The organism is Methylobacterium sp. 391_Methyba4 (assembly GCF_029691625.1).
Classification (GTDB): domain Bacteria; phylum Pseudomonadota; class Alphaproteobacteria; order Rhizobiales; family Beijerinckiaceae; genus Methylobacterium; species Methylobacterium fujisawaense.
This window is the reverse complement of the sequence record NZ_CP121475.1, coordinates 2,451,362-2,478,293: the sequence shown is the minus strand read 5'-3', so window position 1 is coordinate 2,478,293 and position 26,932 is coordinate 2,451,362. Positions and strand designations below refer to the sequence as shown.

The following is a 26,932-nucleotide window of genomic DNA, read 5'->3' as shown; positions in this document are numbered from 1 at the left end:
GAAAGGCGGTGTGGTCTCGGCGGCGGATCCGCCCGGACCTGCGCCCCGACCTGCGATCGTACCGTTGCCCGAAACCCTCGCCTCAGGCTTGCGCAGCGCCGGCTGGCTCGCCGGCCTGCCGGCCCTCGCGCTGATCTGGGCGAGTGCGACCCTTTACGCCGCCCCGCGGATCGCCGAGGGGCTCGAGGCCGAGGGGGCGGCGGTGACATCCGGCACGGCCACCGCCACCGGCGAGCCCTGGCTGCGCCTGGAGGCCAGCGGCCGCGACCTCGTGGCCGCCGGCGAGGCGCCGGACGTCGCCGAACGGGCCACCGTGCTGTCCCGCCTCGCGGCCCTGGACGGCCCCCGCCGCATCGTCTCCGAGGTCGGCATCGTGGAGACCGCCGCGCCCTTCCAGTGGGCGGCGATCCGCACCGGCCCGAACCGGATCGCCCTGGAGGGCAGCCGCCCGGTGGAGATCGGCCGGCGGGCCCTGGAGGCGCGGATCACCGGCGCCCTCCATCCCGGCACAGGCCTCGACGACACCGCCCGGGCCGCCCGGGGGGCGCCGCCGGACTTCGCCAGCGCGGCCGCGTTCCTGGCGGCCCGGCTCTCCGGCCTCGCCAAGGGCGGGCGGGCCGCCCTCAGCGACACCGTGCTCAGCCTCTCGGGCGAGGCCCTGGACGTGCCGGCCTACGAGGCCCTGCGGGCGGCGCTCTCGGACCCGCCGGAGGGCTTCAGCATCGGGCGGATCGAGATCCTGCCGCCCAAGGTGGCCGCGTACCGGTTCGCCGTGGAGAAATCCGGCCGGGGCGTCGTCCTCGACGGCTTCACCCCCTCGGCCGCAGACCGCGAGGCCGCCCTGCGCGCGGCCACCGAGGCGGCGGCCGGCGGCGCCGTGGAGGACCGGCTCCTGGCGGCCCGGGGCCTCGACCCCGCCATCGACCCGAAGGGCCTCATCGCCTTCGCGTTCAAGCTCGCCGAGCTGATCCAGTCCGGCCGCGTGGTCTTCCAGGACGGGGCGGTCTCGGTGACCGGCGACGCCATCGACGGGCAGGCGCTCCCGGACGCCGAGGCGCTGATGCGCGACGGCCGGCCCGCCGGCGTGGCAGCCGGGCCGGTGGCGCTCACGGCGCGGCCGCTCTCGCCCTACCGGGTGGCGATCCGCCGGACCGCCGATTCCGTACTCCTCACCGGGCATCTGCCGGACACCGCGACCCGGGAGCGGGTGCTCGCCGCCCTGCGCCCGCGCCTGTTCCGGGAACCGGTCATCGACCGCACCCGCCTCGCCGACGGCGCCCCGCCGGATCTCGGGGACGCGCTGGCCGCCGCCGCCCCGCTGGTGGCGAACCTCGCGGACGGGACCGTCACGGTCTCGGACCGCGCCCTGACCCTGACCGGCGAAAGCCTCTACCGGGAGGGCGCCGCCCGCACCCCGGACCGGCTGGCCGAGGCGCTGCCCCCCGGCTGGACCGGACAGGCCACCGTCACGGCCCGGGACGCCGCCGAGCGGCGCGACCCCGCCACCTGCCGCGCCGACTTCACCGCCGCCCTGGCCGGCACCGACCTGCGTTTCCCCGCCGGGGGCGCGGTCCTGACGCCGGCCTTCTACCCGACCCTCGACGCCCTCGCGGCCCTGGCCAAGACCTGCCCGTCGCTGCGCATCGCCGTCTCGGGGCCCGCCGACCCGGCCAAGCCGACCCCGACGCCGGCCGCCGGTCCGGCGGCCACGGGGGAGGGCGCGCCCGCCGCCGCACCGACCCAGATCGCCAGCGCCGCCAAGCCGGAGCCCCCCAAGGGGGATACGCCCAAGACGGAGACGCCCAAGGGGGACACGCCCAAGACGGAGACGCCCAAGGGGGAGACGCCCAAGACGCGGGGCAAGCCGGATCACGCCAAGACCGAGGCCGGCAAGGCGGAAGCGGCCAAGAAGGACGCCAGGAAGGAGCCGGCCGCGCACGGCAAGGCTTCGGCGAAGAAGCCCGCCGAGGCCCCCGAGGAGCCGCCGCCCGACCTGCCGCGCCTGCGCGCCCAGGCGGTGGTGGAGTATCTCCTCCAGGCCGGCGCCCGACCGGAGCAGGTCACGGCCGGGCCGGACGGGCCGGCCGGCCCCGTCGTCTTCGCGCTGCTGCCGTGAGGGACATCCGCTCCGCCCCGCGCCCGGCCGCCGGGCCGCGCCCATCCGCGCGCATCGATCGCGCCCGCAGGGAGGCCGGACGGCCGTGACGCTGCTGCTCGCCGGATTCTGGCCCGGGCTCGCCGGGGCGGCCGCGCTCGGCCTCGTGGTCGGGGCGCTGGTCGGCTGGCCGGACCGGCTCGCCGCCTCGCTGGGACTTTGCGTGGTCGCGGGGCTCGTGGCCGCGGCGGCGCTCGCCGGGTTCGTGCCGGGCCTGCCCGGTCTGTGGCTCGACGGCGCGGGCCTGATCCTGCCGGTCTACTGCGCGGCCTGCGCCCTCGGGGCGCTGGGGCGCCGCCTCGTCGTCCGGGATTAAGGGTTCGGGAACCGGTCCGCCCCCCGGCGGCGTTCATCCGGCAACAGGGCCCCGAGGGCCCGCCCCGAACCCGGAGAGGCCGCGATGCCCTGGACCGTCGAAAGTCCCCATCCCGCGAAACGCCGCGCCGTCCGCCTGCCGCGCCCCCGCGCCGGCGCCGCCGCCACCGGCCTGTTCCTGGCCGGACTGATCCTCTCGGCCGCGACGGTGCCGCTGATCGAGCCCGCCGACGCCACCACCGCCACCCACACCACGCAGGCCGCGCTCACCCCTCCGGCCCGCTGAGCGAGGCAACCCGCGCCCGCCCCCGAGGGTTGTCCGCCGGGGCCCGTCCGGCCCGAACCGTGGGGGAGACGCGCATGGGACTGCTCGAATCGGCGATCGGCGGCGTGCTGGGCCAGGTGTTCGGCGGGCAGAAGCAGGGCGCCGGGGGCATGTCGCCCCTGGTGAAGGCGCTCTTGATGCTGCTGCTGGCCAAGGGCGCCAGCGGCGGCTTCGGCGACATCTTCGGGCGCGGGGGACGGGGCGAGCCGGGCCCCGAGGCCGACCGCTCCGGCGGCGCCGGCCCCTACGGCCGTGATCCCGGCCAGCACCCCGCCGATGCCGGCGGACGCCGCCCCGACGACGGGGGCGATATCGGCGGCTGGGACCAGTATGGCGGCCGCCGCGACGGGGGCCCGGAGGGGCCGACGGATCCGTCCCTCCCGCCCGGCGACTTCTCGGATCTGTCCGGCATGCTCGACGGCCCCGGCGACGCCCCGGCCCCGAGCCGCGCCGCCCCGGAGGGGCAGGGGGATCTCGGCGGCCTCGACGGGCTGGTGGACCGGTTCCGCCAGGGCGGCCTCGGCGACGTGATCGAGTCCTGGATCGGCCACGGCGCCAACCGCCCGGTGGCCCCGGACCAGCTCGCCCGGGCGCTCGGCCCCGACACGGTGGACACCCTCCAGAGCCAGACCGGGATGGACCGGGACACGCTTCTCGCGCAGCTCGCCCAGGCGTTGCCGGAGGTGGTGCACACGCTCACCCCGCAGGGGCGGGTGCCGGGGGAGGCGGAGCGGCGGGGGTGGTAGGACGACAGGTCGGCTGGCGCGCGGCGCGTCGGACAGTGATCCCGATCGCGACCTCATCCTGAGGTGCCGGAGCGCAGCGCAGGCCTCGAAGGAGCCATCCAGTCAGCCCCGTGATCCCTGGAGCCCTCCTTCGAGGCTGCTGCGCAGCACCTCAGGATGAGGGCGGGCACGGGATTCCGCGCCCAGGTCTCACGGCCACCAGCGTCGCGGATCAGAGGAAGAGTATTTGCGCCGGCGCCATTGTTGGACCGGAGGCAGTATCCTGCCGTGAATGCCGTGACGGGCCGCAGGTTTTACCGATTTGTCGACGAGACGCCCGCGTTGACCGACGGAAGAACTGCAAGCCGGAACGTATTTCCTCTTGCAAGCATCGTCGGCGCGCGCTCGACCTGCTTCAGACCCGTGCCAGCTCCCAACCGCCCGGACGCGCACGGCCCGTCAGCGTGCAGTCTCCGCCCGTTGCAGGAACGCGGAGGCATTCCGCACGTCAGATCGCGATCAATGCTTCTGAGAGACTTGCAGACCGTCTCAGCGTGAGACGGTGACGCTCTTACGCGACCCGCCGCATCACCAGCGACGCATTCGTCCCGCCGAATCCAAAAGAATTCGACAGCACGACATCCACCCGCTTCCGCTTGGCCTCGAACGGCACGAGGTCGATCTGGGTCTGCACGGAGGGGTTGTCGAGGTTGAGCGTCGGCGGGATGACGTTGTCGCGCAGGACGAGTATCGAAAAGATCGCCTCGACCGAGCCGGCCGCACCCAGCAGGTGGCCCACCGAGCTCTTGGTGGACGACATGGTGGCGTTCGCGGCGGCGGCGCCCAGGAGGCGCTCCACGGCCTTCAGCTCCAGCTCGTCGCCCATGGGCGTGGAGGTGCCGTGGGCATTGATGTAGCCGATCTCGGACGGTGAGATCCCGGCTCGCTTCACCGCGGCGCTCATGCAGCGGAAGGCGCCGTCGCCGTCCGGGGACGGGGAGGTGATGTGGTAGGCGTCGCCCGAGAGGCCGTAGCCCACCACCTCGGCGTAGATCTTCGCGCCGCGGGCCTTGGCGTGCTCGTACTCCTCCAGCACCACGATGCCGGCGCCCTCGCCCATGAGGAAGCCGTCGCGGTCGCGGTCGTAGGGGCGGGAGGCCTTCTCCGGCGTGTCGTTGAAGCCCGTGGTCAGCGCCCGGCAGGCGGAGAAGCCCGCGATCGAGAGGCGGTTCACCGGCGATTCGGCGCCGCCCGCCACCATCACGTCGGCGTCCCCGAGCGCGATCAGGCGGCTCGCGTCGCCGATGGCGTGGGCGCCCGTGGAGCAGGCCGTCACGACCGCGTTGTTCGGGCCCTTCAGGCCGTGGGCGATCGAGACCTGGCCGGAGGCGAGGTTGATGATCCGGCCCGGGATGAAGAACGGCGAGATCCGGCGGGGCCCCTTCTCGTGCAGGGTCACGGAGGCGTCGTAGATGCCGCCGATGCCGCCGATGCCGGAGCCGATCAGCACGCCGGTGGCGCACTGGTCCTCGTGGCTCTTCGGCGCCCAGCCGGCATCCTTCAGGGCCTCGTCGGCCGCCGCCATCGCGTAGACGATGAACGGATCGACCTTCCGCTGCTCCTTCACCTCCATCACGAGGTCGGGGTTGAAGGTGCCGTCGGTGCCGTCGCCGAAGGGGACCTGCGCGGCGATCCGGCAGGGCAGGTCGGCGGATTCGAAGCCGCGGATCGGGCCGGCGCCGCTGTCGCCCGCGATCAGCCGGCTCCAGGTGTGCTCCACTCCGCAGCCGAGCGGCGTGACCATCCCCAGACCCGTGACCACCACCCGCCGCATGTGCCCTGTCCCGTCTTGAGGCGCAGCCCCGCCGGCAGAGCCGCGGTCGCGCATCGTCCTAACGCCCTCGGCGGCGGAATCGGTCCCGGCGGGACCCGTCACGCCTCCGAGCCTTGAAACGCATAACGGCGCGGGGGCTGTTTCGCCTCACCCGCGCCGCGTCAAACCCGGTCCCCGGCGCCTTTAGGCGGCGGAGTTCTTCTCCAGGAACTTCACGGCGTCGCCGACCGTCTGGATGGTCTCGGCAGCGTCGTCCGGGATCTCGACGTTGAACTCTTCCTCGAAGGCCATGACCAGCTCGACCGTGTCGAGGCTGTCGGCACCGAGGTCGTCGATGAAGTTGGCGCTCTCGACCACCTTCTCGGGCTCCACGCCCAGGTGCTCGACGACGATCTTCTTCACGCGCTCAGCGATATCGCTCATCGGTCTTCCGTCCTCGTCCTTTTGGTCTGTCAGTCTTCTCGGGGTGGTGCCGTGGCCGCGTCGCGCCCTTGCGGGCTTGTTGTGACGGGCCGGTGTCCGATCGCGCGTGCTTCTGAGGTGAACCGGCGCGTGAGCCGGGACGCCCCCGCCGGAGGGCCTTGGACTGAAAACCCGCTGAACCGTCAACCCCCTGTACGGCTGCGGGGCGTGGTAGCACAGGGTTCCCGCCCTGGCGAGGGCCCGTTCAGAAAGCCTTCATGGGTGTGGCACTTGCGTGTCGGCGGGGGTGATTCGCGCGCGATCGTCGCCGGTTCGAGACCGGTCTTCGCACACTAGTACATGGCCATACCGCCATTCACGTGCAGCGTGTGCCCGGTGACGTAGGCCGCCTCCGCGGAGGCGAGGTAGAGACAGGCCGCCGCCACCTCCGAGCCTTCGCCGAGCCGCCCGGCGGGCACGCGGGCGAGGATGCCCTCGCGCTGCTTCTCGTTGAGGGCGTCGGTCATGGGCGAGCTGATGAAGCCCGGGGCGATGCAGTTGACCGTGATCCCGCGCGAGGCGACCTCGGCGGCGAGCGCCTTGGTCATGCCCACGAGGCCGGCCTTGGCGGCGGCGTAGTTGCCCTGGCCGGGATTGCCGGTGCTGCCGACCACCGAGCCGATATTGACGATCCGCCCGGAGCGGCGGCGCATCATGCCCTTCACGGCGGCCCGCGACAGGCGGAAGGCGGCGGTGAGGTTGACGGCGATCACCTGCTCCCACTCCTCGTCCTTCATCCGCATGAACAGGTTGTCGCGGGTGATGCCGGCATTGTTCACGAGGATGTCCAGCGGGCCGATCGCGGCCTCGGCGGCCGGCACGAGGCCCTCCACCGAGTCCTTGTCGGACAGGTCGGCGGCGACGGGGCTCGCGCGCTCGCCGAGTTCGGCGGCGAGCGCCTCCAGGGCCGCGGGCCGCGTGCCCGAGAGCGCCACGGTGGCGCCCTGGGCGTGCAGCGCCCGGGCGATCGCCTGGCCGAGGCCGCCGGTCGCGCCGGTGACGAGGGCCTTGCGGCCGGTGAGATCGAACATGCGGGGCTCCTGTCGGATCAGAGCGCGAAGGCGGCGACGTCGGCGGGCGTGCCGACCGCCGTGGCGCTCGCCTGGGGGGCGATGCGCTTGACGAGGCCGGTCAGCACCTTGCCGGCGCCGAGTTCGTAGAACCGGTCGACGCCCGTCGCCGCCATGGCGGCGACGCTCTCGCGCCAGCGCACGGTGCCGGTGACCTGCTCGACCAGGGCCGTGCGGATCGCCTCCGGATCGGAGACCGGGGCGGCCGCGACGTTGGCGTAGAGGGTGACGCGCGGGGCCTTCAGGGCGACGGCGGCCAGCGCCCGGGCCATGGCCTCGGCGGCCGGGGCCATCAGGCGGCAGTGGAACGGTGCCGAGACGTTGAGCATCACGGCGCGCTTGATCCCGCGGCCGGTGGCAATGCCGATGGCGCGCTCCACGGCCGGCCGGTCGCCGGAGAGCACCACTTGGCCGCCGCCGTTGTCGTTGGCGACGTCGCAGACCGCGCCGCCGCCGGCCTCGTCGGCCGCCGCCTCGGCGACGGATCGGGCGGAGTCGAGATCGGTGCCGATCAGCGCCGCCATGGCGCCCGCGCCCGGCGCCACCGCCTCCTGCATCGCCTCGCCGCGCAGGCGCAGCAGCTTGGCGGCATCCGCGATCGTCAGGCTGCCGGCGGCCGCGAGGGCCGCGTACTCGCCCAGCGAATGGCCGGCCACGCAGGCCACGTCGCGTTCGAGGTCGAGGCCGCGCTCGGCCTCCAGCACGCGCAGCACCGCGAGGCTCGCCGCCATCAGGGCCGGCTGGGCGTTGGCGGTGAGGGTCAGCTCCTCGACCGGCCCCTCGAACATCAGCCGCGACAGGTTCTGGTTCAGGGCGGCGTCGACCTCGTCGAGGACGGCCCGGGCCTGCGGGAAGGCCTCCGCGAGGTCCCGCGCCATGCCGACCGCCTGACTGCCCTGGCCGGGAAAGATGAGTGCGCGCATGTTGCGTCCTGATCGCCGGCACCTTTCGGCGCGCGAACGCCGCCCGTGTCGGCCGAAACTCTGGAATGGGGCGCGCACTCGCACCCGCGGCCGTGGGTGTCAACAATGCGCCGCACCATGACGCCGCACCCACGCCGCACCGACGCCGCACCCGGGTCTCGGCGCGCCCGGCCCGCAGCGCTCGCCGGAGGCGCGCCCGGCGCAACCCGCTGTGCTTGTTGCACAACGGCATCCGGTGTAGAGTGGCGCCATACCCGACATCTTCCGTCGCTCAAGCCCAAGGAGCCGCCCCGCATGGCGCGCGTCACCGTCGAAGACTGCATCGAGAAGGTCGAGAACCGCTTCGAGCTGGTGCTGCTGGCGAGCCACCGGGCCCGCCTCCTAGCCGCCGGCGCCCCCCTGACCATCGACCGCGACCGCGACAAGAACCCCGTCGTGGCCCTGCGCGAGATCGGCGACGAGACGATCACGGCCGACGACCTCAAGGAGCAGCTGATCCACTCGATGCAGAAATACGTCGAGGTGGACGAGCCGGAGGCCGAGACCGTGCCGCTGCTGTCGAGCTCGCCGGCCGCCGCCGCGGTGGCGCCCCAGTCCTCCAGCGACGACGCGGCGGTCCAGTTCGACCGCATGAGCGAGGAAGATCTGCTCCGCGGCCTCGAGAACCTCGCCCCGCCGGTCGAGACCGACGACGAGGGCGAGTGAGCCGGACACCGTGGGCCTGGACGCGCACGACCTGACCGAGACCGGACCCGGCGGAGACGCCGGGTTCTCTCGTTCCGAGGCCGGCCCGGCGCCGGAGGGTTTTCCCCCGCCGGGGGCTGGCGCCGGCCCGGCGGTTGCGGAACAATCGCGCGTGATCCCGACCCCACGCACGACCCAGGAAGCCCCGGCCCCGTCCCGGCGGATGATGCGCCAGTACGAGCTCGTGGAGCGGGTCAAGCGCTACAATCCGGCCGCCGACGAGGCGCTGCTCAACCGCGCCTACGTGTACGCCATGCAGGCGCACGGCACGCAGAAGCGCGCCTCGGGCGACCCGTTCTTCGCCCATCCCCTCGAAGTCGCCGCGATCCTCACGGACCTCCACCTCGACGACGCCACCATCGTGGCCGCGGTCCTGCACGACACCGTGGAGGATACCGAGGCGACGCTGGAGGAGATCCGCCGGCTGTTCGGGCCGGAGATCGGCGCCCTGGTCGACGGCCTGACCAAGCTCAAGCGCCTCGACCTCGTCTCCAAGCAGGCGGCGCAGGGCGAGAACTTCCGCAAGCTGCTGCTCGCGGTGGCGGCGGATGTGCGCGTGCTGCTGGTCAAGCTCGCCGACCGCCTGCACAACATGCGCACCCTCCAGCACATGCGGGAGGACAAGCGCCACCGCATCGCGCAGGAGACGCTGGACATCTACGCGCCGCTCTCCGGCCGCATGGGCATGCAGGAGTTGCGCGAAGAGCTGGAGGATCTGGCCTTCCGCAACCTGGAGCCGGAGGTCTACGCCACCATCACGCAGCGGCTGGCGCGGCTCACCGCCAAGTCCGAGAGCGTGGTCGAGACCATCGCGCAGGTGCTCACCGAGAAGCTCGCCGCGCAAGGCATCACCGCGGAGGTGAGCGGCCGGCAGAAGCGGCCCTTCTCGATCTGGTCGAAGATGGAGCGCAAGTCCGTCGCCTTCGAGCAGCTCTCCGACATCTTCGGCTTCCGGGTCGTCGTCAACACCGTGCAGGAATGCTACGCGGCGCTGGGCATCGTCCACACCAGCTGGCCGATGGTTCCGGGCCGTTACAAGGACTACATCTCGACCCCGAAGCAGAACGATTACCGCTCGATCCACACCACGGTCATCGGGCCGAAGAGCCAGCGCGTCGAGCTGCAGATCCGCACCTGCGCCATGGACGACATCGCCGAGTACGGCATCGCGGCCCACGCGCATTACAAGGAAGTCGGCGCCGAGCTGGTCAAGGATCCGGGACGCGCCGAGGGCAGCGTGCATCCGCGGCTCGCCGGCGAGAGCGGCGCTTACCAATGGTTGCGCCGGACCATCGAACTCCTCGCCGAGGGCGACAGCCCGGAGGAGTTCCTAGAGCACACCAAGCTGGAGCTGTTCCAGGACCAAGTGTTCTGCTTCACCCCGAAGGGCCGGCTGATCGCCCTGCCGCGGGGGGCCACGCCGATCGACTTCGCCTACGCCGTGCATACCGACGTCGGCAACACGGCGGTGGGTGCCAAGATCAACGGCCGGATGGCGCCGCTTCTGCACGAACTCGCCAACGGCGACGAGGTCGAGATCAGCCGCTCCGACGGCGCCTCGCCCCCGGCCGCCTGGGAATCGCTCGTCGTGACCGGCAAGGCGCGGGCGGCGATCCGGCGGGCGACCCGGGCCGCCGTGCGCCGGCAATATGCGGGCCTCGGCCGCCAGATCCTGGACCGGGCCTTCGAGCGCGCCGCCAAGACCTTCTCGGAGGACAAGCTGCGCGGCGCCCTGCCGCGGCTCGCCCGCGCCACCACCGAGGACGTGTTCGCCGCCGTGGGGCGGGGCGAGATGTTCTCGGGCGACGTCGTCCGCGCCGTCTATCCCGACCACCGCGACGAGCGCCGGCCTTCCCCCGCGCAGGGGGCCGCCAACGGCGCCGGCCGGCTGGTCCGCTCGGCCGACCAGACCATGCGGCTCACCTTCCAGGGCGCCGACGGCAAGGAGGGCGCCGAGGATCGCAGCGACGCGATCCCGATCCGGGGCCTCGCGGGCGACCTTCCCGTGACCTTCGCGCCGAATGGCGGCGCGGTCCCGGGGGATCGCATCGTCGGCATCCTGACCCCCGGCGTCGGGGTCACCGTCTACCCGATCCAGTCGGCGGCGCTCGCCGCCTTCGACAACGAGCCGGAGCGCTGGCTGGACGTCCGCTGGGACACGGAGGCGCTGGGCGGCGAGCGCTTCCCCGCCCGGCTGGCGCTGAAGTCGATCAACGAGCCGGGCGTGTTCGCCCAGATCGCCCAGGTGATCGCCGACCACGACGGCAACATCGACAACATCTCGATGAAGCGGCGCACCCAGGATTTCACCGACATCACGATCGACCTGTCGGTCTGGGATCTCCAGCATCTCAACGCGATCATCGCCGAGCTGCGCGGCAAGCGCCCGGTCAACAGCGTGGAGCGTGTGAACGGCTGAGGCCGGGTGCCCGCGCACGGCCGGGCCCCGACGCATCTGAGGTTTACGGGATCGACTTCCGTAAACCTCTTTCTTCAGCGCAGATGCCCATTCGATCAATCTCCCGAGCCATTGATCCAGGTTTCCAGAGCCGCACATCTCCGTGCTCTGCTTGACACGGACGCGTTTGAAACGAATGGTCCGGTCGCCAGAGCGGCGGCCGCACGCACACGGACCGCGTCGTTACGCGCTGGATTGCAAAGCTTGGCGCCCCCGATCGCGGAGCACCGCCCCGGCCAGTCGCCGTCGGCGGACCCTGGCCGTTTAATCAGACGATTTCCTGTCACCCACGATTTTCCGGGATCTGACCTGTTCATGCCCACAACCCAACGCAGCGCCATCTTCATCGACGGCGCCAATCTCTATGCCACCACCAAGGCCCTCGGTTTCGACATCGATTACAAGAAGCTGCTCAAGGAATTTCAATCGCGCGAGAACCTTCTGCGCGCATTTTACTATACCGCCCTGATCGAGGATCAGGAATATTCATCGATCCGCCCCCTGATCGACTGGCTCGACTACAACGGCTACCGCGTCGTGACCAAGCCCGTGAAGGAGTTCACGGATTCGATGGGCCGGCGGAAGTACAAGGGCAACATGGACATCGAGCTGGCGATCGACGCCCTCGAACTCAGCACGCATATCGATCACATGATCCTGTTCTCGGGCGACGGCGATTTCCGCTCGCTGGTCGAGGCGATGCAGCGGCGGGGCGTCAAGGTGACGGTGATCTCCACGATCCAGACCCAGCCGGCGATGATCTCCGACGAGCTGCGGCGGCAGGCCGACGAGTTCGTCGACCTCGCGAGCCTCGCGGGCCGGATCGGGCGCGATCCGGGCGAGCGTCCGGTCCGGGCGCCCGGCGAGGCGCCGAGCCGTTACCGCGGGGAGGGCCGGACGAACCCGGGCCTGGAGAACCGCTACGGCATCCGCCAGCCGGAAGCCGAGGAGTAGGCCCTCAGGCGCCCGGCCGGTCGAGCCAGGCGAGAACCTGCCGGGCGCTCTGGTCCGGCGGGAAGACCGGGTAGAACAGCGCGCTCACCACGCCGTCGTCGATCACCAGGGTCAGGCGGCGCAGCAGCACCGCGCCGCCGGCCTCGAAGACCGGCAGGCGCGCCGCCATGGCGAAGGCCCGGTGCGGGTCGGCGAGGAGCGGAAAGGGCAGGTGCAGGCGCTCGGCCGCCTCCCGCTGGTAGGCGCTCGTCTGGGTCGAGAGGCCGAAGACCTGGGCCACGCCCCGGGCCTTCAGCTCGGCGTGGTGGTCGCGGAAATCGCAGGCCTGCGGCGTGCAGCCCCGGGCACCCGGGATCGCGTCCCAGTCGGGGGTGAGGCCGGGCTTCCCCGGCTCGCCGGTGCGCGGATACGCGTAGGCGACCGTGCGCCCGGAGAGCCGCGCCAGCGAGACGGTGCGTCCATCCGTTGCGGTGAGCGCCACGTCGGGCAGGCGCATCCCGCAGAGATGGGCGGCCGCGCCGTCGTCGACGGGAACGGGCAGGTCGTCGGGCAGGACGTCGTGGCTGGATGGCATGGGCCGCACCTCGTATGCGCGAGTCCGGGCCGCCGCACAGGCGGAGGCGGGATCATGCGACGGCGCGGGATCGCCGCCAAGGCGATCCTGTCCGCGCCCCCGGCGCATCCGGCTCAGCCCCACCGGTCCCGGGACCTAGGCCCGGAACCTAGCCCCGGTCGCGCAGCAGCCGGGCCCGGTCGCGCTGCCAGTCGCGCTCCTTCACCGCCTCGCGCTTGTCGTGGGCCTGCTTGCCCTTGCCGAGGCCCAGCTCGACCTTCGCCCGCCCCTGGTCGTTGAAGTAGATCTTGAGCGGCACCACCGTGTAGCCCTGCCGCTGGGTCGCGCCGATCAGTTTGTTGATCTGGCGGCGGTGCAGCAGCAGCCGGCGGGGGCGCTTGGTGTCGTGGTTGAAGCGGTTCGCCTCCAGGTATTCCGGGATGTAGGCGTTGAACAGCATCAGGTCGTTGCCGGAGGGACCGGCATAGGCCTCGCCGATCGTCGCCTTGCCGCCGCGCAGGGACTTCACCTCGGTGCCGGTCAGCGCGATGCCGGCCTCGAGGGTGTCCTCGATGGTGTAGTGGTAGCGCGCGGCGCGGTTGTCGGCGACGATCCGCCGGCTGGGCTCCGGTTTCGGGGCCATGCGGGTGCCTCTCAGTCGACCAGGAGCCCGGCATGCCGCAAGGCGTCGTCCACGATGCGCTTCGTGGGCTCCGTCACCGGCACGAGCGGCAGGCGCAGCTCCTCCTGCATGTGGCCGAGCCGGGCGAGCGCGTACTTCACCGGCGCCGGGTTGGCCTCGGCGAACAGGCCGGTCTGGAGCGGGAACAGCTTGTCCTGGAGGGTCAGCGCCCTGGCGTAGTCCCCCGACAGCGTCGCCTCCTGGAGGTCGGCGCAGAGACGCGGGGCGACGTTCGCCACCACCGAGATGCAGCCGTGGCCGCCCTGGGCGTTGTAGCCGAGCGCCGTCGCATCTTCGCCTGAAAGCTGGATGAAGCTCGCACCCATGGCCTGTCGCTGCTGGCTGACGCGGTCGATCTTGGCGGTCGCGTCCTTCACGCCGGCGATGTTCTTCAATTCGAAGAGCCGGGCCATCGTCTCGACACTCATGTCGATGACGGAGCGCGGCGGGATATTGTAGATGATAATCGGAATGCCGACCGCATCGTTGACGGCCTTGAAGTGGGCGTAGAGGCCCGCCTGCGTCGGCTTGTTGTAGTACGGCGTCACCACGAGGACGGCGTCGGCCCCCGCGCGCTCGGCGTGCTGCGCCCGCTCGACCGCCTCGGCGGTGGAGTTGGAGCCCGCCCCCGCCACGACCGGCACGCGCCCGCCCGCCTCGTCGATGCAGGCCTCGACCACCCGGTCGTGCTCGGAATGGGTGAGGGTCGGGCTCTCGCCGGTGGTGCCGGTCGGCACGAGGCCGTGGCTGCCCTGCTCGATCTGCCAGCGCACGAATTTCCGGAAGGCGGCTTCGTCGAAGGCCCCGTCGCGGAAGGGCGTCACAAGCGCGGTGAGCGAGCCCCGCAGGCGGCTCCCGGTCATCTCGGTCATCTCAGGCGTCCCAAAGGGTCCCAGTTGGGATTTCGGCGGTCTCGGCGCCGCACGCGGTCCGCATCGTACGGGCGCGGACGGGCAGACATAGGCGGTCGCGCCACGGCGCGCAAACAGATCGTCGCGACGGTTAACGCGATCTTAATGGTCGCGGCCCCATCCTCGACCTTTCCCGTTCCGGTGATCAGAAGGGGGGAATCGTGACCCGATCCGCGGCCTCGCATCCGGCCTCGAAGCGCACGTCCCTCGCCGCCGCGGCGCTCATCGCCACCGTCGGCGTCGCGCTCGCCGGCCCGGTCGGCCCCGAGCCGTCCGCGACGCTCCCGGCCTCGCAGTCCCCGGCCTCGCAACCCACACCGCCGGCGAGCGACGCGCTCCTCCCCACCGGCCAGGTCCAGGGCATGCAGGCCGTGAAGGCCGCCGACCCGGTCGCCGCCGATGCCCTGAAGCTCGACCCGGTCCACGCCTCCGGCGGCGACGACAAGGGCGAGGAACCCGCACGGCCGCTGCCGGCCGCGGCCTCGGCCTACGCCTCCGCCGACCCGGATGCCCCGGTGGCCTTCCCGCTGCCCGACGCCGCCGTCACCCCGGCGGCCCCGGTGCCCGAGGTGCCCGATCCCGCGCGGCCGAAGATCTCCGGCGACACCGACCCGACGCTGCTGCGCGGCGCCATCGACCTCTACCGCAAGGGCCGGGTCGCGGACGGCGACCGGATGCGCGACACCTTCACCGATCCGGCCGCGAAGGCGCTGCTCGAATGGGTGGCGATCCGCGCGGGCGCCGGGATCGGCTTCAACCGCACGGTCGCCTTCGTCCGGGCCAATCCGGACTGGCCGGCCGGCCCGCTGCTGCGCCGCCGGGCCGAGGAGGCGCTGCTCTCCGAGCGGAAATCCCCCGCGATCGTCCGGGCCTATTTCGCCACGGCGAAGCCGGCCAGCGCGCCGGGCAAGTTCGCCCTGGCGCTGGCGCTGCGCGCCGAGGGCTGCGAGGCCGACGCCGCCGAGATGGTCCGCGACCTCTGGCGCACCGAGAGCTTCGGGCGCAGCCTGGAGGCCAAGGTGCTCGACGCCTTCCCGGACGTGCTCACCCGGATCGACCATCGCTACCGGATGGAGCGGGCGCTCCTGAAGGACGATTGGGAGAGTGCCGGCCGGGCGGCCGGCTACGCGGGCGGTGGCTATGCCAGCCTCGTGCGCGCCCGCCGGGCCGTGGAGGACAAGTCCTCCGGCGCCGCGGCCGCGCTCGCCGCGGTGCCGCCGTCGCTGCGCGGGGACGCCTCCTACATCTTCTCCCGGGCGCAGTATTTCCGCCGGGCCGACAAGCCCGAGGCCGCCGCCGCCGTGCTCGCCACGGCGCCGACCAATCCGGACGTGCTGGTCGACGGCGACGAGTGGTGGATCGAGCGCCGGATCGTGGCGCGCAAGCTCCTCGATCTCGGTGATGCCAAGACCGCCTACGCGGTCGCCAGCGCCCCGGCGGCGCGCAGCCCGGAGAAGCGGATCGAGGCCGAGTTCCACGCCGGCTGGATCGCCCTGCGCTTCGCCGGCGATCCGGCGAGCGCCGCGCAGCACTTCGCCCGGATGGCCACGGTCGCGGAGAGCCCGATCTCGCTGGCGCGGGCCGCCTACTGGCAGGGTCGGGCGGCCGAGGCGCTCGGGCAAAAGGACGAGGCGAAGCGCTTCTACGAGCGGGCGGCCCTCCAGCCGATCGCCTATTACGGCCAGGTGGCCCGGGCGCGGCTCGGCCAGACGAGCCTGCCCCTGCGGGCGCCCGCGGACCTCGAGGGGGCCGAACGGCAGGCCTTCGAGGGCCGGCTCTCCATCCGCGCCCTGCGCCTCCTCGGCGAGGCCGGGATCAAGGAGCTGGCCCTGCCGCTCTACATCGACGCCGCCCGGGACCTCTCCGACCCGCGCGAGCTCCAGGCGCTCGGCGACCTCGCCACCGACATGAAGGATCCCCGCGCCCTGGTGGCGATCGGCAAGCTCGCGGTGCAGCGCGGCCTGCCTCTGGACGCCCACGCCTACCCGACGATCGGCATCCCCACCTACGAGACCTTCACGGCGGTGCCGCAGGTGGAGCGGGCCATGGTCTACGCCATCGCCCGGCAGGAGAGCCAGTTCGACCCGCGGGCGCAATCGGGCGTGGGGGCGCGGGGCCTGATGCAGATGATGCCGGCCACGGCGCAACGCACCGCCCGCCGGGTCTCGGCTGCGTTCGACGTCGACCGCCTGACCAGCGATCCCGCCTATTGCGCGAAGCTCGGCCAAGCCCATCTCGGCGAGCTGATGGAGGATTGGCGCGGCTCCTACGTGCTCGCCTTCGCCTCCTACAATGCCGGTGGCGGCAACGTGAAGAAGTGGATCGACGCCTACGGCGACCCGCGCCGGGGCGACGTCGACGTGATCGACTGGGTGGAGCGCATCCCCTTCACCGAGACGCGCAACTACGTGCAGCGGGTGATGGAGAACCTGCAGGTCTACCGCTCGCGGCTCGACAGCCGCAGCGCCCTGCTGATCGACGGCGACCTCCACCGTGGGGCGCGGTAGGGTCCCGGAATGAGGCGCGGCCCCCTCTCTCGTGCGGGAGAGGGGGCGCGGGCGCCCCTTCCGGCACGCGGCTGACCATCACGGCGCGCGGAGGGTCGACACCCGCTCGACGCACGAGACTCTCCCGTTCGCGCCGCGGCCCTCCGATACCGACACCCGATTTTCCCGCATTCCGCTCCGCCGCGGCATAGCTTTTGGTTGTGCCTCCCGTGCTTGGCTCCCTAGAAGATGGGCCGGTCCGCCTTGACCGGCTCCCGAGAGCCCGCACCGCCGAGAGGATCCCCATGCTGCATCCGAGATTGGGTTTCGCCCTGCTGCTGAGCACCGTGCTCGCGGCCGGCGCTCCGGCCCTGGCCCAGGAGGCCTCCACCGCCGAGCAGACGATCGACGTGATGAACACGCTGTTCGGCAAGCATCCCGGGGCGCGGGCCAACCACGCCAAGGGCGTGGTCGCCGAGGGCAGCTTCACCCCGTCGCCCGAGGCGGCCAGGATCAGCAAGGCGTCCCTGTTCAAGGGCCCGCCGGTGCCGGTCACGATCCGGTTCTCGGACGCCACCGGCGTCCCGACCATCCCGGACGGGGCGGCCAACGCCAACCCGCACGGCCTCGCGCTCAAGTTCAAGCTGAGCGACGGCTCGGAGATGGACGTCGTCACCAATGCGCTGAAGTACTTCCCCGTCGCCACGGGCGAGGACTTCCGCGACCTCCTGAAGGCCGTCGCCGAGAGCGGCCCGAAGGCGGCCCATCCGACCGCGCTGGAGCGCTTCGCCGCCGCCCACCCGGCCGCCGCCACGGCGGGGGGAACCGCCAAGACCCCGTCGAGCCTCGCCCGGCAGACCTATAACGGCGTCAACGCCTTCATCTTCGTGGATTCCGCCGGCAAGCGGCAGCCGTTCCGGTTCCGCTTCGTGCCCGTGGAGGGCGAGGAGATCCTCCCGCCCGAAGAGGCGGCCAAGCGCGATCCGAACTTCCTGATGGCCGAGATCGGCCCGCGGGTCGCCAAGACGCCGGCGAAATTCAGGATGCTGGCCCAGCTCGCCGAGCCGGGCGACCCGACCAACGACGCCACCAAGCCCTGGCCGGACGACCGCAAGACGGTCGATCTCGGCACCGTGACGGTGAGCACGGTGGTGCCCGACAGCGCCGAGGCCGAGAAGGCGCTGCTGTTCATGCCCAACAACCTGACCGACGGGATCGAGGTCTCGGACGATCCGCTGATCGATGCCCGCGTCCAGGCCTACGCGGTCTCGTTCAGCCGCCGCTCGCAATAGGGCGGCCCGGCCGGATGGGGATCCCGGACCCGCGGCCTCATGCTGCGGTGCCGGAGCGCGGCGGAGGCCCCGAAGATGGCCCCGAAAACGACCCCGAAGGCGGCCTCTGGCCCGTCGCGCGATCCCTGGAGCCCGCCGTCGAGGCCCGCTGACGCGGTCACCTCAGGATGAGGCCGGGGGTGGGCGGACGCCCCCCTCGATCCGCCCCGGATCAGCGGCTCGTCCCGGCCGCCGGGGCGGGCGGCGCCTTCGCGTCCCCGGTCCGCCCCTTGCTCTCGACCGAGCCCGTGCGGGCGCCGTCCCGGATGGCCCCCGTGCCGCTGAGGCCGCCGGCGCCCATGCTGGTCGTGGACGCGCCGGCATCCGTGCGTCCGTCGGCCTTGCCGCCTTGCCCCTCGGCGGCGGCCGCCGCGCCGGTGAGCAGGACGGCGAGCAGGATTGTTGCGTTCAGGATCCTCATGGGGCCTCCGCAAGTCCAAGTGCGCCATTTCACGTGCGCTATTTCAGGTGCGCCATGCCAGTTGCGCCATTCCAGGTGCGCCCCGGACGGGCCTAAGGGTCCAACCGGGCGCAGCTGGGCGCGTTCCCGGGGGAGGGCCGGTCGTCGGCCGGTCGTCACCCGGCGGCGCCGAGAGACGCGGCGGCGCGCCGGCCCCGCCGCTCGGCGGGATCCTGGAACACCCCCGACCACAGGCCGAGGCGCCGCCCCCAGGCGCGGTCCGCCGCCGCCGCGTAATCCGGCGCCACGTCCCGATCGGGCAGGGCGAGGCCCTGCGCCACCATCCAGGCCCCGAGATCCGCGTCGCCGACCCGGCAGAGCGCCGTCGCCGCGTCCCCGGTCCCATGGCCCCGCGGCTCGCAGGCGACGGCCGCCCCGCCGATCCGCTCGGCCAGCGCCCGGGCGGCGTCCCGGCCGCACGGGTAGGGCCGGTCCTGGGCGTCCGCGCAGGTCGCGTCGGCCTCCGGCGCGGCGATCCCGAACAGGCTGACCGCGCGGGTGCCGACGCGCAGCGTCCCGCCGTCGATCACCTGGGCGGGGCCGCTCAGGATCTCGCCGGCCCGGGCGGGGGCGTGCCAGGACAGGCCGCCCGCCAGCAGCGCGGCGAGGAGCGGCAGGCGCGAGCGGCCGGCCTTGTCGTCCGGGCAGAGGAGGGTGCCGGCGAGGCCGGCCGCGCAGGCGAGGAGGATACCGACGAAGAGCGACATGGTCTCAGGTCTCCGGAAGGGCTATGGCCGCCCTTGTGCCGAAGCGCCGCCCCACGACCCTGACACCGCCTGTCAGCGTCCCGTCAGGCGGCACGGCTTAAGCCTGCTGCCCGCATGAGCCCGTTCCCGCCCCGCCGCCTCCACCGCCTCGTCGGCCGCGTCCTGGCCCTCGGCCTGCTGGCCACCCTCGCGGGCGGGCCCCTGCACGCCTCCGAGGATGCCGACCGCGCCCGCCGGGCCCTGGAGCGGGGCGAGATCCGCCCCCTCGACGCGGTGCTGGAGGCGGCCCGGGCGGCGGTTCCGGGGGATGTCGTGTCGGTCGATCTCAAGCACGACGAGGGGCACTGGCTGTACAAGCTGCGCATCCTCGGGGCCGACGGGAAGCGCCGGACCGTGAAGGTCGATGCCGGCACGCTGAAGATCCTGGACGAGGACGACGATGATTGAGGAGGCCGGGCCGTGCGCGTCCTGATCGTCGAGGACGAGCCGCGCATCGCCGCCGACATCCGGCAGGGGCTGGAGATGGCCGGCTACGTCGCCGACGTGGTGGCGGACGGCGAGGCGGCGTGGTTCCGCGCCGAGACCGAGCCCTACGACGCGATGGTGCTGGATCTCGGCCTGCCGCGGCTCGACGGGCTCGGCGTGCTGCGCCGCCTGCGCGCCGCCGACGTCGCCCTGCCGGTCCTGATCCTCACCGCCCGGGACGGCTGGCGCGAGCGCGTCGAGGGCATCGACGCCGGCGCCGACGACTACCTCGTCAAGCCGTTCCGGATGGAGGAGCTGGTGGCGCGGCTCCGGGCGATCCTGCGGCGCACCGCCGGCCACGCCTCGCCGGTGCTGCGCGTCGGCGCGGTGGAGCTCGACACCCGCACCCGCGCGGTCAGCGTCGACGGACGGCCCACGGAGCTGACCGCCCTGGAATACCGGCTCCTCGCCTTTCTGCTGCACCGCCAGGGACAGGTCGTGCCGGCGGGGGAGCTGCTCGACCACCTCCACGGGGTCGGGACCGAGCGCGAGGCGAACGCCCTGGAGGCGCTCCTGACGCGCCTGCGCCGCAAGCTCGGGCCGGGGGTGATCGAGACCCGGCGGGGCCACGGCTATCTGGTCCCCGGACCGGGTGGATCGTGAGGCGCGACTCCCTCCGCCTCCGGCTCGGCCTCGCGGCGGCCGCCCTGATCGCCCTGGCGCTGGTGCTCGCCGGGATCGGCCTCACGGTGATCCTCGACCGGGTGCTCGACGCCCGCACCGTCGCGGAGCTGGACCGGACCGCCAAGCTCATCGCCGGGCGGGTCGGCCTCGCGCCGGACGGGGCGCCGACGCTGTCCCGGGACCTGCCGGACCCGCGCTTCGCCACGCCCTATGGCGGCCTGTACTGGCAGGTGGAGGCGGGATCGCACCTGCTGCGCTCGCGCTCCCTCTGGGACAAGAGCCTCGACCTCGGCCGGGCCGGAGCGGGTGCGCAGACCCCCGCCACCCTCGACACGACCGGGCCCGATGGCGGAAGGCTCATCGCGGTGGTGCGGCCGGTCCAGATCGGCGCGCAGGGCTCCGAGACCGCGCTGCGGGTCGCGGTGGCGGAGGACCGGCGCAGCCTCGCGGCGAGCCGGACCACCTTCCTGCGCCTGCTCGTCCCGGCCCTCGTCGCCCTGTTCGTCGTCCTGACGCTGGCGATGGGCCTGTTCGTGCGCCGGGCGCTCGGCCCGTTCCGGGTGCTGCAGGCGGAGCTCCTGGCGGTCCATTCCGGGCGGCGGGCGCGGCTGCCGGAGCAGTTCCCCGACGAGGTCCGGCCGCTGGTCACCGACCTCAACCGGCTGCTCGACGCGCAGGAGCGGGCCCTGGTCCGCGCCCGCGACGCCGCCGCCGACATGGCCCACGGCCTCAAGACCCCGCTGGCGGTGCTGGACGCCCTGGCGCGCCGGACGGGGCCGGCCGACCCGGCGCTGGCGGCCGAGATCGCCGAGCAGGCGCGGGCCATGGGCGGGCAGGTGGAGCGGGCGCTGACCCGGGCGCGGATCGCCGCCGCGGGCGACCTGCGCCGGAGAAGCTGCCGGGTCGCCCCGGTGGCGGAGCGCCTGGTCGCGACCCTGCGCCGGTTGCCGGAGGCCGACTCCCTGGAATGGAACGTGGCGGTGCCCGAGACCCTCGCCTATCCGGGCGAGGAGGGCGAGCTGATGGAGGTGCTGGGCAACCTCCTCGACAATGCCCGCAAATGGGCGCACCGCCGGGTCCGCGTCACCGGGACGATCGCCGGCCGCCCGAGCCTCGCCGTCGCGGATGACGGCCCCGGCATGAGCCCGGCGGCGATCGCCGGCATCGGCCGCGGCCAGCGCTGGGACGAGAGCCGGCCGGGCACCGGCTTCGGCATCGCCATCGCCCGCGACGTCGCCGAGGCCGCGGGCGCCCAGCTCGAGTTCGGGCGCTCGGAGATGGGGGGCCTGCGGGCGGAGCTGAGCTGGCCGGGCGCGTAGGGACACCCGGAGCCGCTGGCGGGCGCGACCTGCCCCCTCTCCCGCACGGGAGAGGGGACCCGCGCCCGGTTTCGGATCGTCGGCCCGTCCGCCGCTCGACAGGCCGCGAGCGGCGTCGGATGATCCCGGTCGCGCCGCTCACCCCCGCGGCTTCGCCGCCTCGGCGGCCCGGCTCAGCCGCATCAGCCGCGCGCTCAAGGCGCGGGCGCAGGCGTCCGTGCTGCGGCCCTCCGTGGTGATCGTCAGGTCCGGCTGCTCCGGCGCCTCGTAGGGCGCCGAGATGCCGGTGAAGCCCGGGATGCGGCCGGCGCGGGCCAGCCGGTACAGGCCCTTCGGATCCCGGGCCTCGCACAGGCCCAGCGGCGTATCGACGAACACCTCCAGGAACGGGATGTCGCCGGCGATCCGGCGGGCCAGCGCCCGGTCGGCCCGGTAGGGCGAGATCAGCGAGACGATCACCACCGCGCCCGATTCGGCCATCAGCCGCGCCACCTCGGCGGTGCGCCGGACGTTCTCGGCGCGGTCCTCCGGCGAGAAGGCGAGGTCGGCGTTCAGCCCGTGGCGGAGGTTGTCGCCGTCGAGGACGGCGCTGTGCCGGCCGCCCGCCACGAGGATCCGGTCGGCCTCGACCGCGAGGGTCGACTTCCCGGCCCCCGACAGGCCGGTGAGCCACGCGATCACCGGGACCTGGCCGAGGCGCGCCCAGCGCGCCTCCCGGGCCTGGAGGGGGTGCCAGGTCACGGGGCCCGGAGGGAGGCCGGTCGGGATCTTCTGCAAGACGCACATATCCACCGCCTGGGGCAGCGTGCGCGGAGGCGGCTGCCGGTCTTTGGACATCGACACGGGATCGGGGGGCCGGCGCGGGCCGTCAGGGCACGCGCCAGACCGGGCAGCCGACGGCCTCGCCGAGCCGCGCCTGGCATTCCTCCAGGATGTGGGCCGTCCGCCACCACCATGCGGGCGGGGACCGGAAGGCGGCCTGCGCCGTCGCCGCCCGCACCAGCGCATCGACCGCCGCCTCCGTCTCCGGCGCGATCGGCCCGGCGGCGAGTTCGTTCGGCGGTGCCGCGGGGGCGGGATCGATGACCGCGTCCCAGGACTGCCCCCAGCAGGCGGCGGCGAAGCGCGCGTTTGCGGCCGCGTAGCGCGCCGCGACGCGGGCCAGACCGTCCGGCGCATCGCCGCGGAACCGCTCGGCATCGAGCCCCCGCGCCCAGGCCCACTCGTCGAGGACATGGCCGAGCAGGCGGGGATGCCCGGTCACCTGACGGTGGACCCCGAGCCGGTACAGGCGGCGCGACGCCTCGACCGCGACGGGTCCGGAACTCCGGTTCGTGCGGTATTCCAGGTCGGCGGGACCGAGGAGCGGCGCGAGGCGCGCGCCCAGGCCGAGCCCGTCGACCAGCCGCGCCAGCAGCGGGGCGTCGGACCGGCGGTCGCGGTACGGCAGGGCGGTGACGCGCCCTGCGGCGGCACGCAGCCAGGGCTCGAGCCGGGCCGCGTAGTCGTAGCGCCCGGACGCGCCCTCGGAGCGCAGGAAGCCGCGGAACGTGCGGCCCTCGGCGACGACCTGAGCCCGCAGGGCATAGGCCGAGGCCAGCTGCTCACCCTGCGGCTTGACCACGAGCGCCGCCTCCAGGGCGAAGCCGCGGCGCGCGAAGAGGTCGGACAGGATCTCGGGCACGCGCCAGAGCGGGCGCTGGACGGAAAAATCCTCGTACGAGAGCACGACCGTGTCGGCCGGCGTGGTGGCGAGGATCGCGTCGAGCCGCGCGAGGGCCTCGCGGCGCTCCGCGGCGCCGCGGCGGCGGTCCAGCGCTTGGCCGAGCCGGTAGTGATTGACGTCGTCGCTGCCGGGGGCGCCCGGCGGGGCGAGGTTCGGGTAACAGATCCCGACCGAGGCGAGGCGGGGGCGCAGGCGGGCCAGCACCTCCTGAAACGCGGTGGAGCCGGTTCGCGGCATCCCGATGTGAACGATCGCGCGGCGCACGTGTCCTGTCGACCCTGCTGGATTTCGTGATTGCGGCAAGTCTTCCGCACAGCCGGACACAGTCCACGACCCCTCGTGGACGCGCACGTCTCGGGAAAACGCCAAACGAATCCGTAATCACGGTCCGATCACGGGAACGCGACCAGAAATAGCCAAGCTCCGTTTCTGCTCTATTTCGGATCGGGCAACGCGCGTCGGGCAAAGCGCGTCGGGCAGGGCGCGCATGCCGGCCCCTCCGAGGGAGGCGCGGAGGGAGGCGCGGCGCAGCCTCCGTGCGGGACAGGGGGCTGGGGACGCGAGGCCCGATCCCGGCGCCTCGGAGCGCGGCGGACGGCGATCCAGGGCCCCTGCAGGGCGCGGCGCCGAGGCGGCGCCGCGTTCGCGCGCTAGCTTCCGGCGTCCTCGCGGCGGAGCAGGAACACGCCCTGCGCGCCGAACAGGTTCCAGACCCACCAGGGCATGGAGAACCGCATCGGCCTGCCGCGGGCGTCGAGCGCCGTCGCGTGCTCGATCCGCGCGCCGATCAGGCGGCACAGGCCGACGAAGTCGCGGATCGTGCAATGGTGGATGTTGGGGGTCTCCCACCACGCGTCCGGCATGATCTCGGTGACCGGCATGCGCCCGCGGAAGGCGAGTTCGGACCGCACGCGCCAGTGCCCGAAATTCGGGAACGAGATGATCACCTGCCGGCCGATGCGCAGCAGGTGCTCCAGCACCACCCGGGGGTTGCGGGTCGCCTGGATGGTCTGGGACAGGACCACCACGTCGAAGGCGCCGTCCGGGTAGTTGGCGAGGTCGGTGTCGGCGTCGCCCTGGATCACCGACAGGCCCCGGGCGAGGCACGCATTCACGCCCTCGCGGGACAATTCGATCCCGCGCCCGTCGATGCCCCGGCGGTCGCGCAGCAGCGCCAGCAGCGAGCCGTCGCCGCAGCCGATGTCGAGGACCCGGGCGCCCGCCGGCACGAGGCCGAGCACGACGATATGGTCGACCCGGGCGCCGTTGCCCTCGCCGGCATGGGGGAGGGCGTCCGCGCTCTCCCAGGGTGCGCCGTGCGGGGCCTGTCCGAGGGAATGCTTGCCCATGGAATGCTTGCCCATGGAATGCTTGCCCAGGGCGTGCTTGCCCAGAGCGTGCTTGCCCAGGGGCAGCTTGCCGAACATCATCTTGCCGGACCCGCCGCTCACAGGCCGCGCGCCCGGGCGGCGGCGTCGATGAAGCCGCGGGCGGCCGAGAACATCGCCGGCTCGTCGAGCAGGAAGGCGTCGTGGCCCTTGTCGCTCTCGACCTCCACGAAGGCGACCGGCGCCGCGGCGGCGTTCAGCGCATGGACGATCGCCCGGGAATCGCGGGTCGGGAACAGCCAGTCCGACGTGAAGGAGATCACGCAGAAGCGCGTCTTCGTCCCCCGGAAGGCGTTGGCGAGCACGCCGCCATGGTCCTCGGCGAGGTCGAAATAGTCCATCGCCCGGGTCAGGTAGAGGTAGGCGTTGGCATCGAACCGCTCGACGAAGCTCAGGCCCTGGTGGCGCAGATAGCTCTCGATCTGGAAGTCGGCGTTGAACGAGAAGGTCGGCGCCGATCCGCCCTGGAACCGGCGGCCGAACTTGCGATGCAACGCCGGCTCGGAGAGATAGGTGATGTGCGCGCCCATCCGGGCGACGCCCAAGCCCTTGGCGGGCCGCGTGCCCGCCTCGAGGTAGCGCCCGTCCGCCCAGGCCGGATCGGCCATGATCGCCTGCCGGCCGACCTCGTGGAAGGCGATGTTCTGCGCCGAATGGCGGGGGCCCGTGGCGATCGGCATCGCGGCGAAGACGCGCTCGGGATAGAGGGCCGCCCATTGCAGCACCTGCATCCCCCCCATCGAGCCGCCGATGCACAGGAAGAGGTCGTGGATGCCCAGGTGCTCCAGCAGCATCAGTTGGGCGCGGACCATGTCGCGGATCGTGACCAGCGGGAAGTTCAGCCCGTAGGGCCGCCCCGTCGCCGGGTCGATCGAGGCCGGCCCGGTGGAGCCCATGCAGGAGCCGATGACGTTCGAGCAGACGACGAAGTAGCGGTCCGTGTCGATCGGCTTGCCGGGGCCGACCAGGGTCTCCCACCAGCCGGGCTTGCCGGTCACCGGGTGGGTGTGGGCGAAATACTGGTCGCCGGTGAGCGCGTGGCAGATGAGGACCGCGTTCGAGCGCGCGGCGTTGAGCGTGCCGGCGGTCTGGTAGGCGATCTGGAACGGGGCGAGTTCGATGCCCGCATCGGTGAGCAGCGGCGTGTCCGCTGAAAACCGCGCCACCGGGCTCTTCGGGTCGAGCGCCTGCGAGCGCTCGGACGCGCGCCGTGCCGGCTCGTCGATCGGGTCCGGCCTCAGGGCCGTGTCCGGTTGGGTGTCCATGGCGGGTCGCGACGACCGTGTATCCGTTCGGATCCGAACCGGGAGAGCATCGTGCCGCCAGACGCGCCGCACTCGCCCGACGCGGCCAGCCCTGCGGAGGTAATGCGCGGGGGCCCGAGCGTCAACGCGCGCAGGCCGGCGGCCGCCGCCGGGTTACTCAGGCGGGGTCTTGCCCGTCGGGGACGCCGGATGTCCAATCGGACGCGTGCGTCCGGATCTCGGTCGCTGAGGCGCCGGTCACGGCGCGTTGCGCGCGCAGCCATGCGGGTTCGACCAAGCCGGCCGCACCGTCCAGGACGAAGTTGAGAACGACGCTCATCTCGACACCTCCATCGCGCGCTGTCGTCGCGATGGCGCAGGTCTACGGCGGGCAGGCGGCCGCGACGGTGCGCCCGGACACGCAGGATCCCGGGAACGGGGCCGTGCCGCCGCAGGGGATGCCGCTCACGCGAGCGGCGCGGCCATCACGGCCAGTCCCAGGGCCGGAAGGCCGAGGGCGAGGGCGGCGCGGGCATCCAGCCGATCCGCGCCGACGCCCGCCCGCCAGTGACGGCTCGCAGCACTTTCGATCAATATCCCGGTGAGAACGAGACCGCAGCCGATCAGGGCCTGCATCGAAACCATGAATCCCTCGCCCAGCCGGCCGCACGTCCTGGCGCGGCGCCTGATTGCCGGTGGGAAAGTGCGTCCTGGGGCTGGCGGTTCCTCAGCGCATCGCAGCCGCGCAGGCCGCGAAGACCAGGGCGGCCCCGGCGGCCGTGATGCAGCCGTTGGCCCAGGGCGCCGGCTCGACACGGCGCAGGCGACAATCCGCGGCGAGCGAAACGAGGATCCCGATCAGGAACAGGCTGCAGGGGATCAGGTCACCGGGCATCGTCGATCCATCCAGGCGCATGCAGGGCGCGGCACGCCCGACGCGCCCCCGTTCTCCGGGTTCAACAGGCCGAAACGTGGCGAGTGCCCCGCGGCATTTGCGCGTCGCCGATTTGC

The 26,932-nt window shown here is 73.1% G+C and carries 28 protein-coding genes; 12 read left to right on the top strand and 16 right to left on the bottom strand.

What is annotated here, in order from left to right; translation table 11 throughout:
* The first annotated feature begins 64 nt into the window (after positions 1–64).
* From P9K36_RS11480 to P9K36_RS11465, 4 genes are all read left to right on the top strand, one after another.
* Positions 65–2,116 (top strand): hypothetical protein, encoded by a 2,052-nt coding sequence (locus P9K36_RS11480; RefSeq protein ID WP_274927382.1) that lies wholly within the window; start codon positions 65–67, stop codon positions 2,114–2,116.
* Positions 2,117–2,201: 85 nt separating this feature from the next.
* Complete coding sequence (locus P9K36_RS11475) at positions 2,202–2,471, top strand: hypothetical protein (RefSeq protein ID WP_043757120.1); 270 nt, start codon at positions 2,202–2,204, stop codon at positions 2,469–2,471.
* A gap of 84 nt (positions 2,472–2,555) precedes the next feature.
* A complete protein-coding gene (locus tag P9K36_RS11470; protein WP_043355950.1) occupies positions 2,556–2,756 on the top strand; it encodes a hypothetical protein in 201 nt (66 codons plus the stop codon).
* Between the two features lie 74 nt (positions 2,757–2,830).
* A complete protein-coding gene (locus tag P9K36_RS11465) occupies positions 2,831–3,541 on the top strand; it encodes a YidB family protein (RefSeq protein ID WP_053608311.1) in 711 nt (236 codons plus the stop codon).
* Between the two features lie 550 nt (positions 3,542–4,091).
* On the opposite strand, the gene fabF is transcribed toward P9K36_RS11465, so the two are convergent.
* From fabF to fabD, 4 genes are all read right to left on the bottom strand, one after another.
* Positions 4,092–5,354 carry a beta-ketoacyl-ACP synthase II gene (gene fabF, locus P9K36_RS11460; protein ID WP_278307102.1) on the bottom strand — a complete coding sequence of 421 codons (1,263 nt, stop codon included), beginning with the start codon at positions 5,352–5,354 and terminating at the stop codon, positions 4,092–4,094.
* Between the two features lie 183 nt (positions 5,355–5,537).
* Complete coding sequence (locus tag P9K36_RS11455; protein WP_007559070.1) at positions 5,538–5,777, bottom strand: acyl carrier protein; 240 nt, start codon at positions 5,775–5,777, stop codon at positions 5,538–5,540.
* A 332-nt stretch (positions 5,778–6,109) separates the two neighbouring features.
* The gene (gene fabG, locus P9K36_RS11450; protein ID WP_043355943.1) at positions 6,110–6,847 is read right to left on the bottom strand and encodes a 3-oxoacyl-[acyl-carrier-protein] reductase; all 738 of its coding nucleotides are present in this window, start codon (positions 6,845–6,847) and stop codon (positions 6,110–6,112) included.
* A gap of 17 nt (positions 6,848–6,864) precedes the next feature.
* Positions 6,865–7,809 (bottom strand): ACP S-malonyltransferase, encoded by a 945-nt coding sequence (gene fabD, locus P9K36_RS11445; protein ID WP_043355941.1) that lies wholly within the window; start codon positions 7,807–7,809, stop codon positions 6,865–6,867.
* Between the two features lie 294 nt (positions 7,810–8,103).
* Here fabD and rpoZ point away from each other — a divergent pair, with 294 nt between their 5' ends.
* From rpoZ to P9K36_RS11430, 3 genes are all read left to right on the top strand, one after another.
* Entirely contained in the window at positions 8,104–8,514 is a 411-nt protein-coding gene (rpoZ, locus tag P9K36_RS11440) for a DNA-directed RNA polymerase subunit omega (protein ID WP_010685409.1), read from the top strand.
* Positions 8,515–8,716: 202 nt separating this feature from the next.
* A complete protein-coding gene (locus P9K36_RS11435; RefSeq protein ID WP_043355937.1) occupies positions 8,717–10,972 on the top strand; it encodes a bifunctional (p)ppGpp synthetase/guanosine-3',5'-bis(diphosphate) 3'-pyrophosphohydrolase in 2,256 nt (751 codons plus the stop codon).
* Between the two features lie 354 nt (positions 10,973–11,326).
* On the top strand, positions 11,327–11,965 hold the full coding sequence (locus tag P9K36_RS11430; protein ID WP_278307101.1) for an NYN domain-containing protein: 639 nt from the start codon (positions 11,327–11,329) through the stop codon (positions 11,963–11,965).
* 4 nt (positions 11,966–11,969) lie between these two features.
* Here the strand turns inward: P9K36_RS11430 and P9K36_RS11425 are convergent, their stop codons facing one another.
* The 3 genes from P9K36_RS11425 to dapA all read right to left on the bottom strand — a co-directional run bounded on the left by P9K36_RS11425 (position 11,970) and on the right by dapA (position 14,072).
* Positions 11,970–12,539: a peroxiredoxin gene (locus tag P9K36_RS11425; protein WP_043757109.1), complete on the bottom strand. Its 570-nt coding sequence runs from the start codon at positions 12,537–12,539 to the stop codon at positions 11,970–11,972.
* A gap of 148 nt (positions 12,540–12,687) precedes the next feature.
* On the bottom strand, positions 12,688–13,161 hold the full coding sequence (smpB, locus tag P9K36_RS11420) for an SsrA-binding protein SmpB (RefSeq protein ID WP_043355930.1): 474 nt from the start codon (positions 13,159–13,161) through the stop codon (positions 12,688–12,690).
* Positions 13,162–13,172: 11 nt separating this feature from the next.
* Entirely contained in the window at positions 13,173–14,072 is a 900-nt protein-coding gene (dapA, locus tag P9K36_RS11415) for a 4-hydroxy-tetrahydrodipicolinate synthase (protein WP_043383024.1), read from the bottom strand.
* Between the two features lie 200 nt (positions 14,073–14,272).
* Here dapA and P9K36_RS11410 point away from each other — a divergent pair, with 200 nt between their 5' ends.
* Together P9K36_RS11410 and P9K36_RS11405 are read left to right on the top strand one after the other, a co-directional pair.
* Positions 14,273–16,618, top strand: a complete 2,346-nt coding sequence (locus P9K36_RS11410; protein WP_043383026.1) for a lytic transglycosylase domain-containing protein — start codon at positions 14,273–14,275, stop codon at positions 16,616–16,618.
* A 284-nt stretch (positions 16,619–16,902) separates the two neighbouring features.
* Positions 16,903–17,889, top strand: a complete 987-nt coding sequence (locus tag P9K36_RS11405; protein WP_043757105.1) for a catalase family peroxidase — start codon at positions 16,903–16,905, stop codon at positions 17,887–17,889.
* Positions 17,890–18,100: 211 nt separating this feature from the next.
* On the opposite strand, the gene P9K36_RS11400 is transcribed toward P9K36_RS11405, so the two are convergent.
* Both P9K36_RS11400 and P9K36_RS11395 read right to left on the bottom strand, forming a co-directional pair.
* Positions 18,101–18,349 carry a hypothetical protein gene (locus P9K36_RS11400; RefSeq protein ID WP_043757099.1) on the bottom strand — a complete coding sequence of 83 codons (249 nt, stop codon included), beginning with the start codon at positions 18,347–18,349 and terminating at the stop codon, positions 18,101–18,103.
* Between the two features lie 155 nt (positions 18,350–18,504).
* Positions 18,505–19,095, bottom strand: coding sequence for a thermonuclease family protein (locus tag P9K36_RS11395; protein WP_043757094.1), 591 nt, complete (start codon positions 19,093–19,095; stop codon positions 18,505–18,507).
* Positions 19,096–19,209: 114 nt separating this feature from the next.
* Between P9K36_RS11395 and P9K36_RS11390 the strand changes: the two genes are divergently transcribed.
* Genes P9K36_RS11390 through P9K36_RS11380 form a run of 3 tightly spaced genes read left to right on the top strand, consistent with a single transcriptional unit; the run spans position 19,210 to position 21,563 of the window.
* The gene (locus tag P9K36_RS11390) at positions 19,210–19,542 is read left to right on the top strand and encodes a PepSY domain-containing protein (protein WP_043757091.1); all 333 of its coding nucleotides are present in this window, start codon (positions 19,210–19,212) and stop codon (positions 19,540–19,542) included.
* A 12-nt stretch (positions 19,543–19,554) separates the two neighbouring features.
* Positions 19,555–20,223, top strand: coding sequence for a response regulator transcription factor (locus tag P9K36_RS11385; RefSeq protein WP_043355909.1), 669 nt, complete (start codon positions 19,555–19,557; stop codon positions 20,221–20,223).
* Positions 20,220–21,563 (top strand): sensor histidine kinase, encoded by a 1,344-nt coding sequence (locus tag P9K36_RS11380; RefSeq protein WP_043757087.1) that lies wholly within the window; start codon positions 20,220–20,222, stop codon positions 21,561–21,563. The genes P9K36_RS11385 and P9K36_RS11380 overlap by 4 nt, the downstream gene beginning before the upstream one ends.
* A 138-nt stretch (positions 21,564–21,701) precedes the next feature.
* Here the strand turns inward: P9K36_RS11380 and cysC are convergent, their stop codons facing one another.
* The 7 genes from cysC to P9K36_RS11345 form a co-directional block, all read right to left on the bottom strand.
* Positions 21,702–22,349: an adenylyl-sulfate kinase gene (gene cysC, locus P9K36_RS11375; RefSeq protein ID WP_043383157.1), complete on the bottom strand. Its 648-nt coding sequence runs from the start codon at positions 22,347–22,349 to the stop codon at positions 21,702–21,704.
* An 82-nt stretch (positions 22,350–22,431) separates the two neighbouring features.
* Positions 22,432–23,553, bottom strand: a complete 1,122-nt coding sequence (locus P9K36_RS11370) for a hypothetical protein (RefSeq protein WP_043383043.1) — start codon at positions 23,551–23,553, stop codon at positions 22,432–22,434.
* Positions 23,554–23,939: 386 nt separating this feature from the next.
* Entirely contained in the window at positions 23,940–24,638 is a 699-nt protein-coding gene (gene metW / locus P9K36_RS11365) for a methionine biosynthesis protein MetW (protein WP_043355923.1), read from the bottom strand.
* 98 nt (positions 24,639–24,736) lie between these two features.
* Positions 24,737–25,942 (bottom strand): homoserine O-acetyltransferase, encoded by a 1,206-nt coding sequence (locus P9K36_RS11360; RefSeq protein WP_043355903.1) that lies wholly within the window; start codon positions 25,940–25,942, stop codon positions 24,737–24,739.
* Positions 25,943–26,099: 157 nt separating this feature from the next.
* Complete coding sequence (locus tag P9K36_RS11355; protein WP_158498448.1) at positions 26,100–26,261, bottom strand: hypothetical protein; 162 nt, start codon at positions 26,259–26,261, stop codon at positions 26,100–26,102.
* A gap of 125 nt (positions 26,262–26,386) precedes the next feature.
* Positions 26,387–26,566, bottom strand: coding sequence for a hypothetical protein (locus P9K36_RS11350; RefSeq protein ID WP_043355901.1), 180 nt, complete (start codon positions 26,564–26,566; stop codon positions 26,387–26,389).
* An 82-nt stretch (positions 26,567–26,648) separates the two neighbouring features.
* Complete coding sequence (locus tag P9K36_RS11345; RefSeq protein WP_164706390.1) at positions 26,649–26,816, bottom strand: hypothetical protein; 168 nt, start codon at positions 26,814–26,816, stop codon at positions 26,649–26,651.
* Positions 26,817–26,932: the final 116 nt, after the last annotated feature.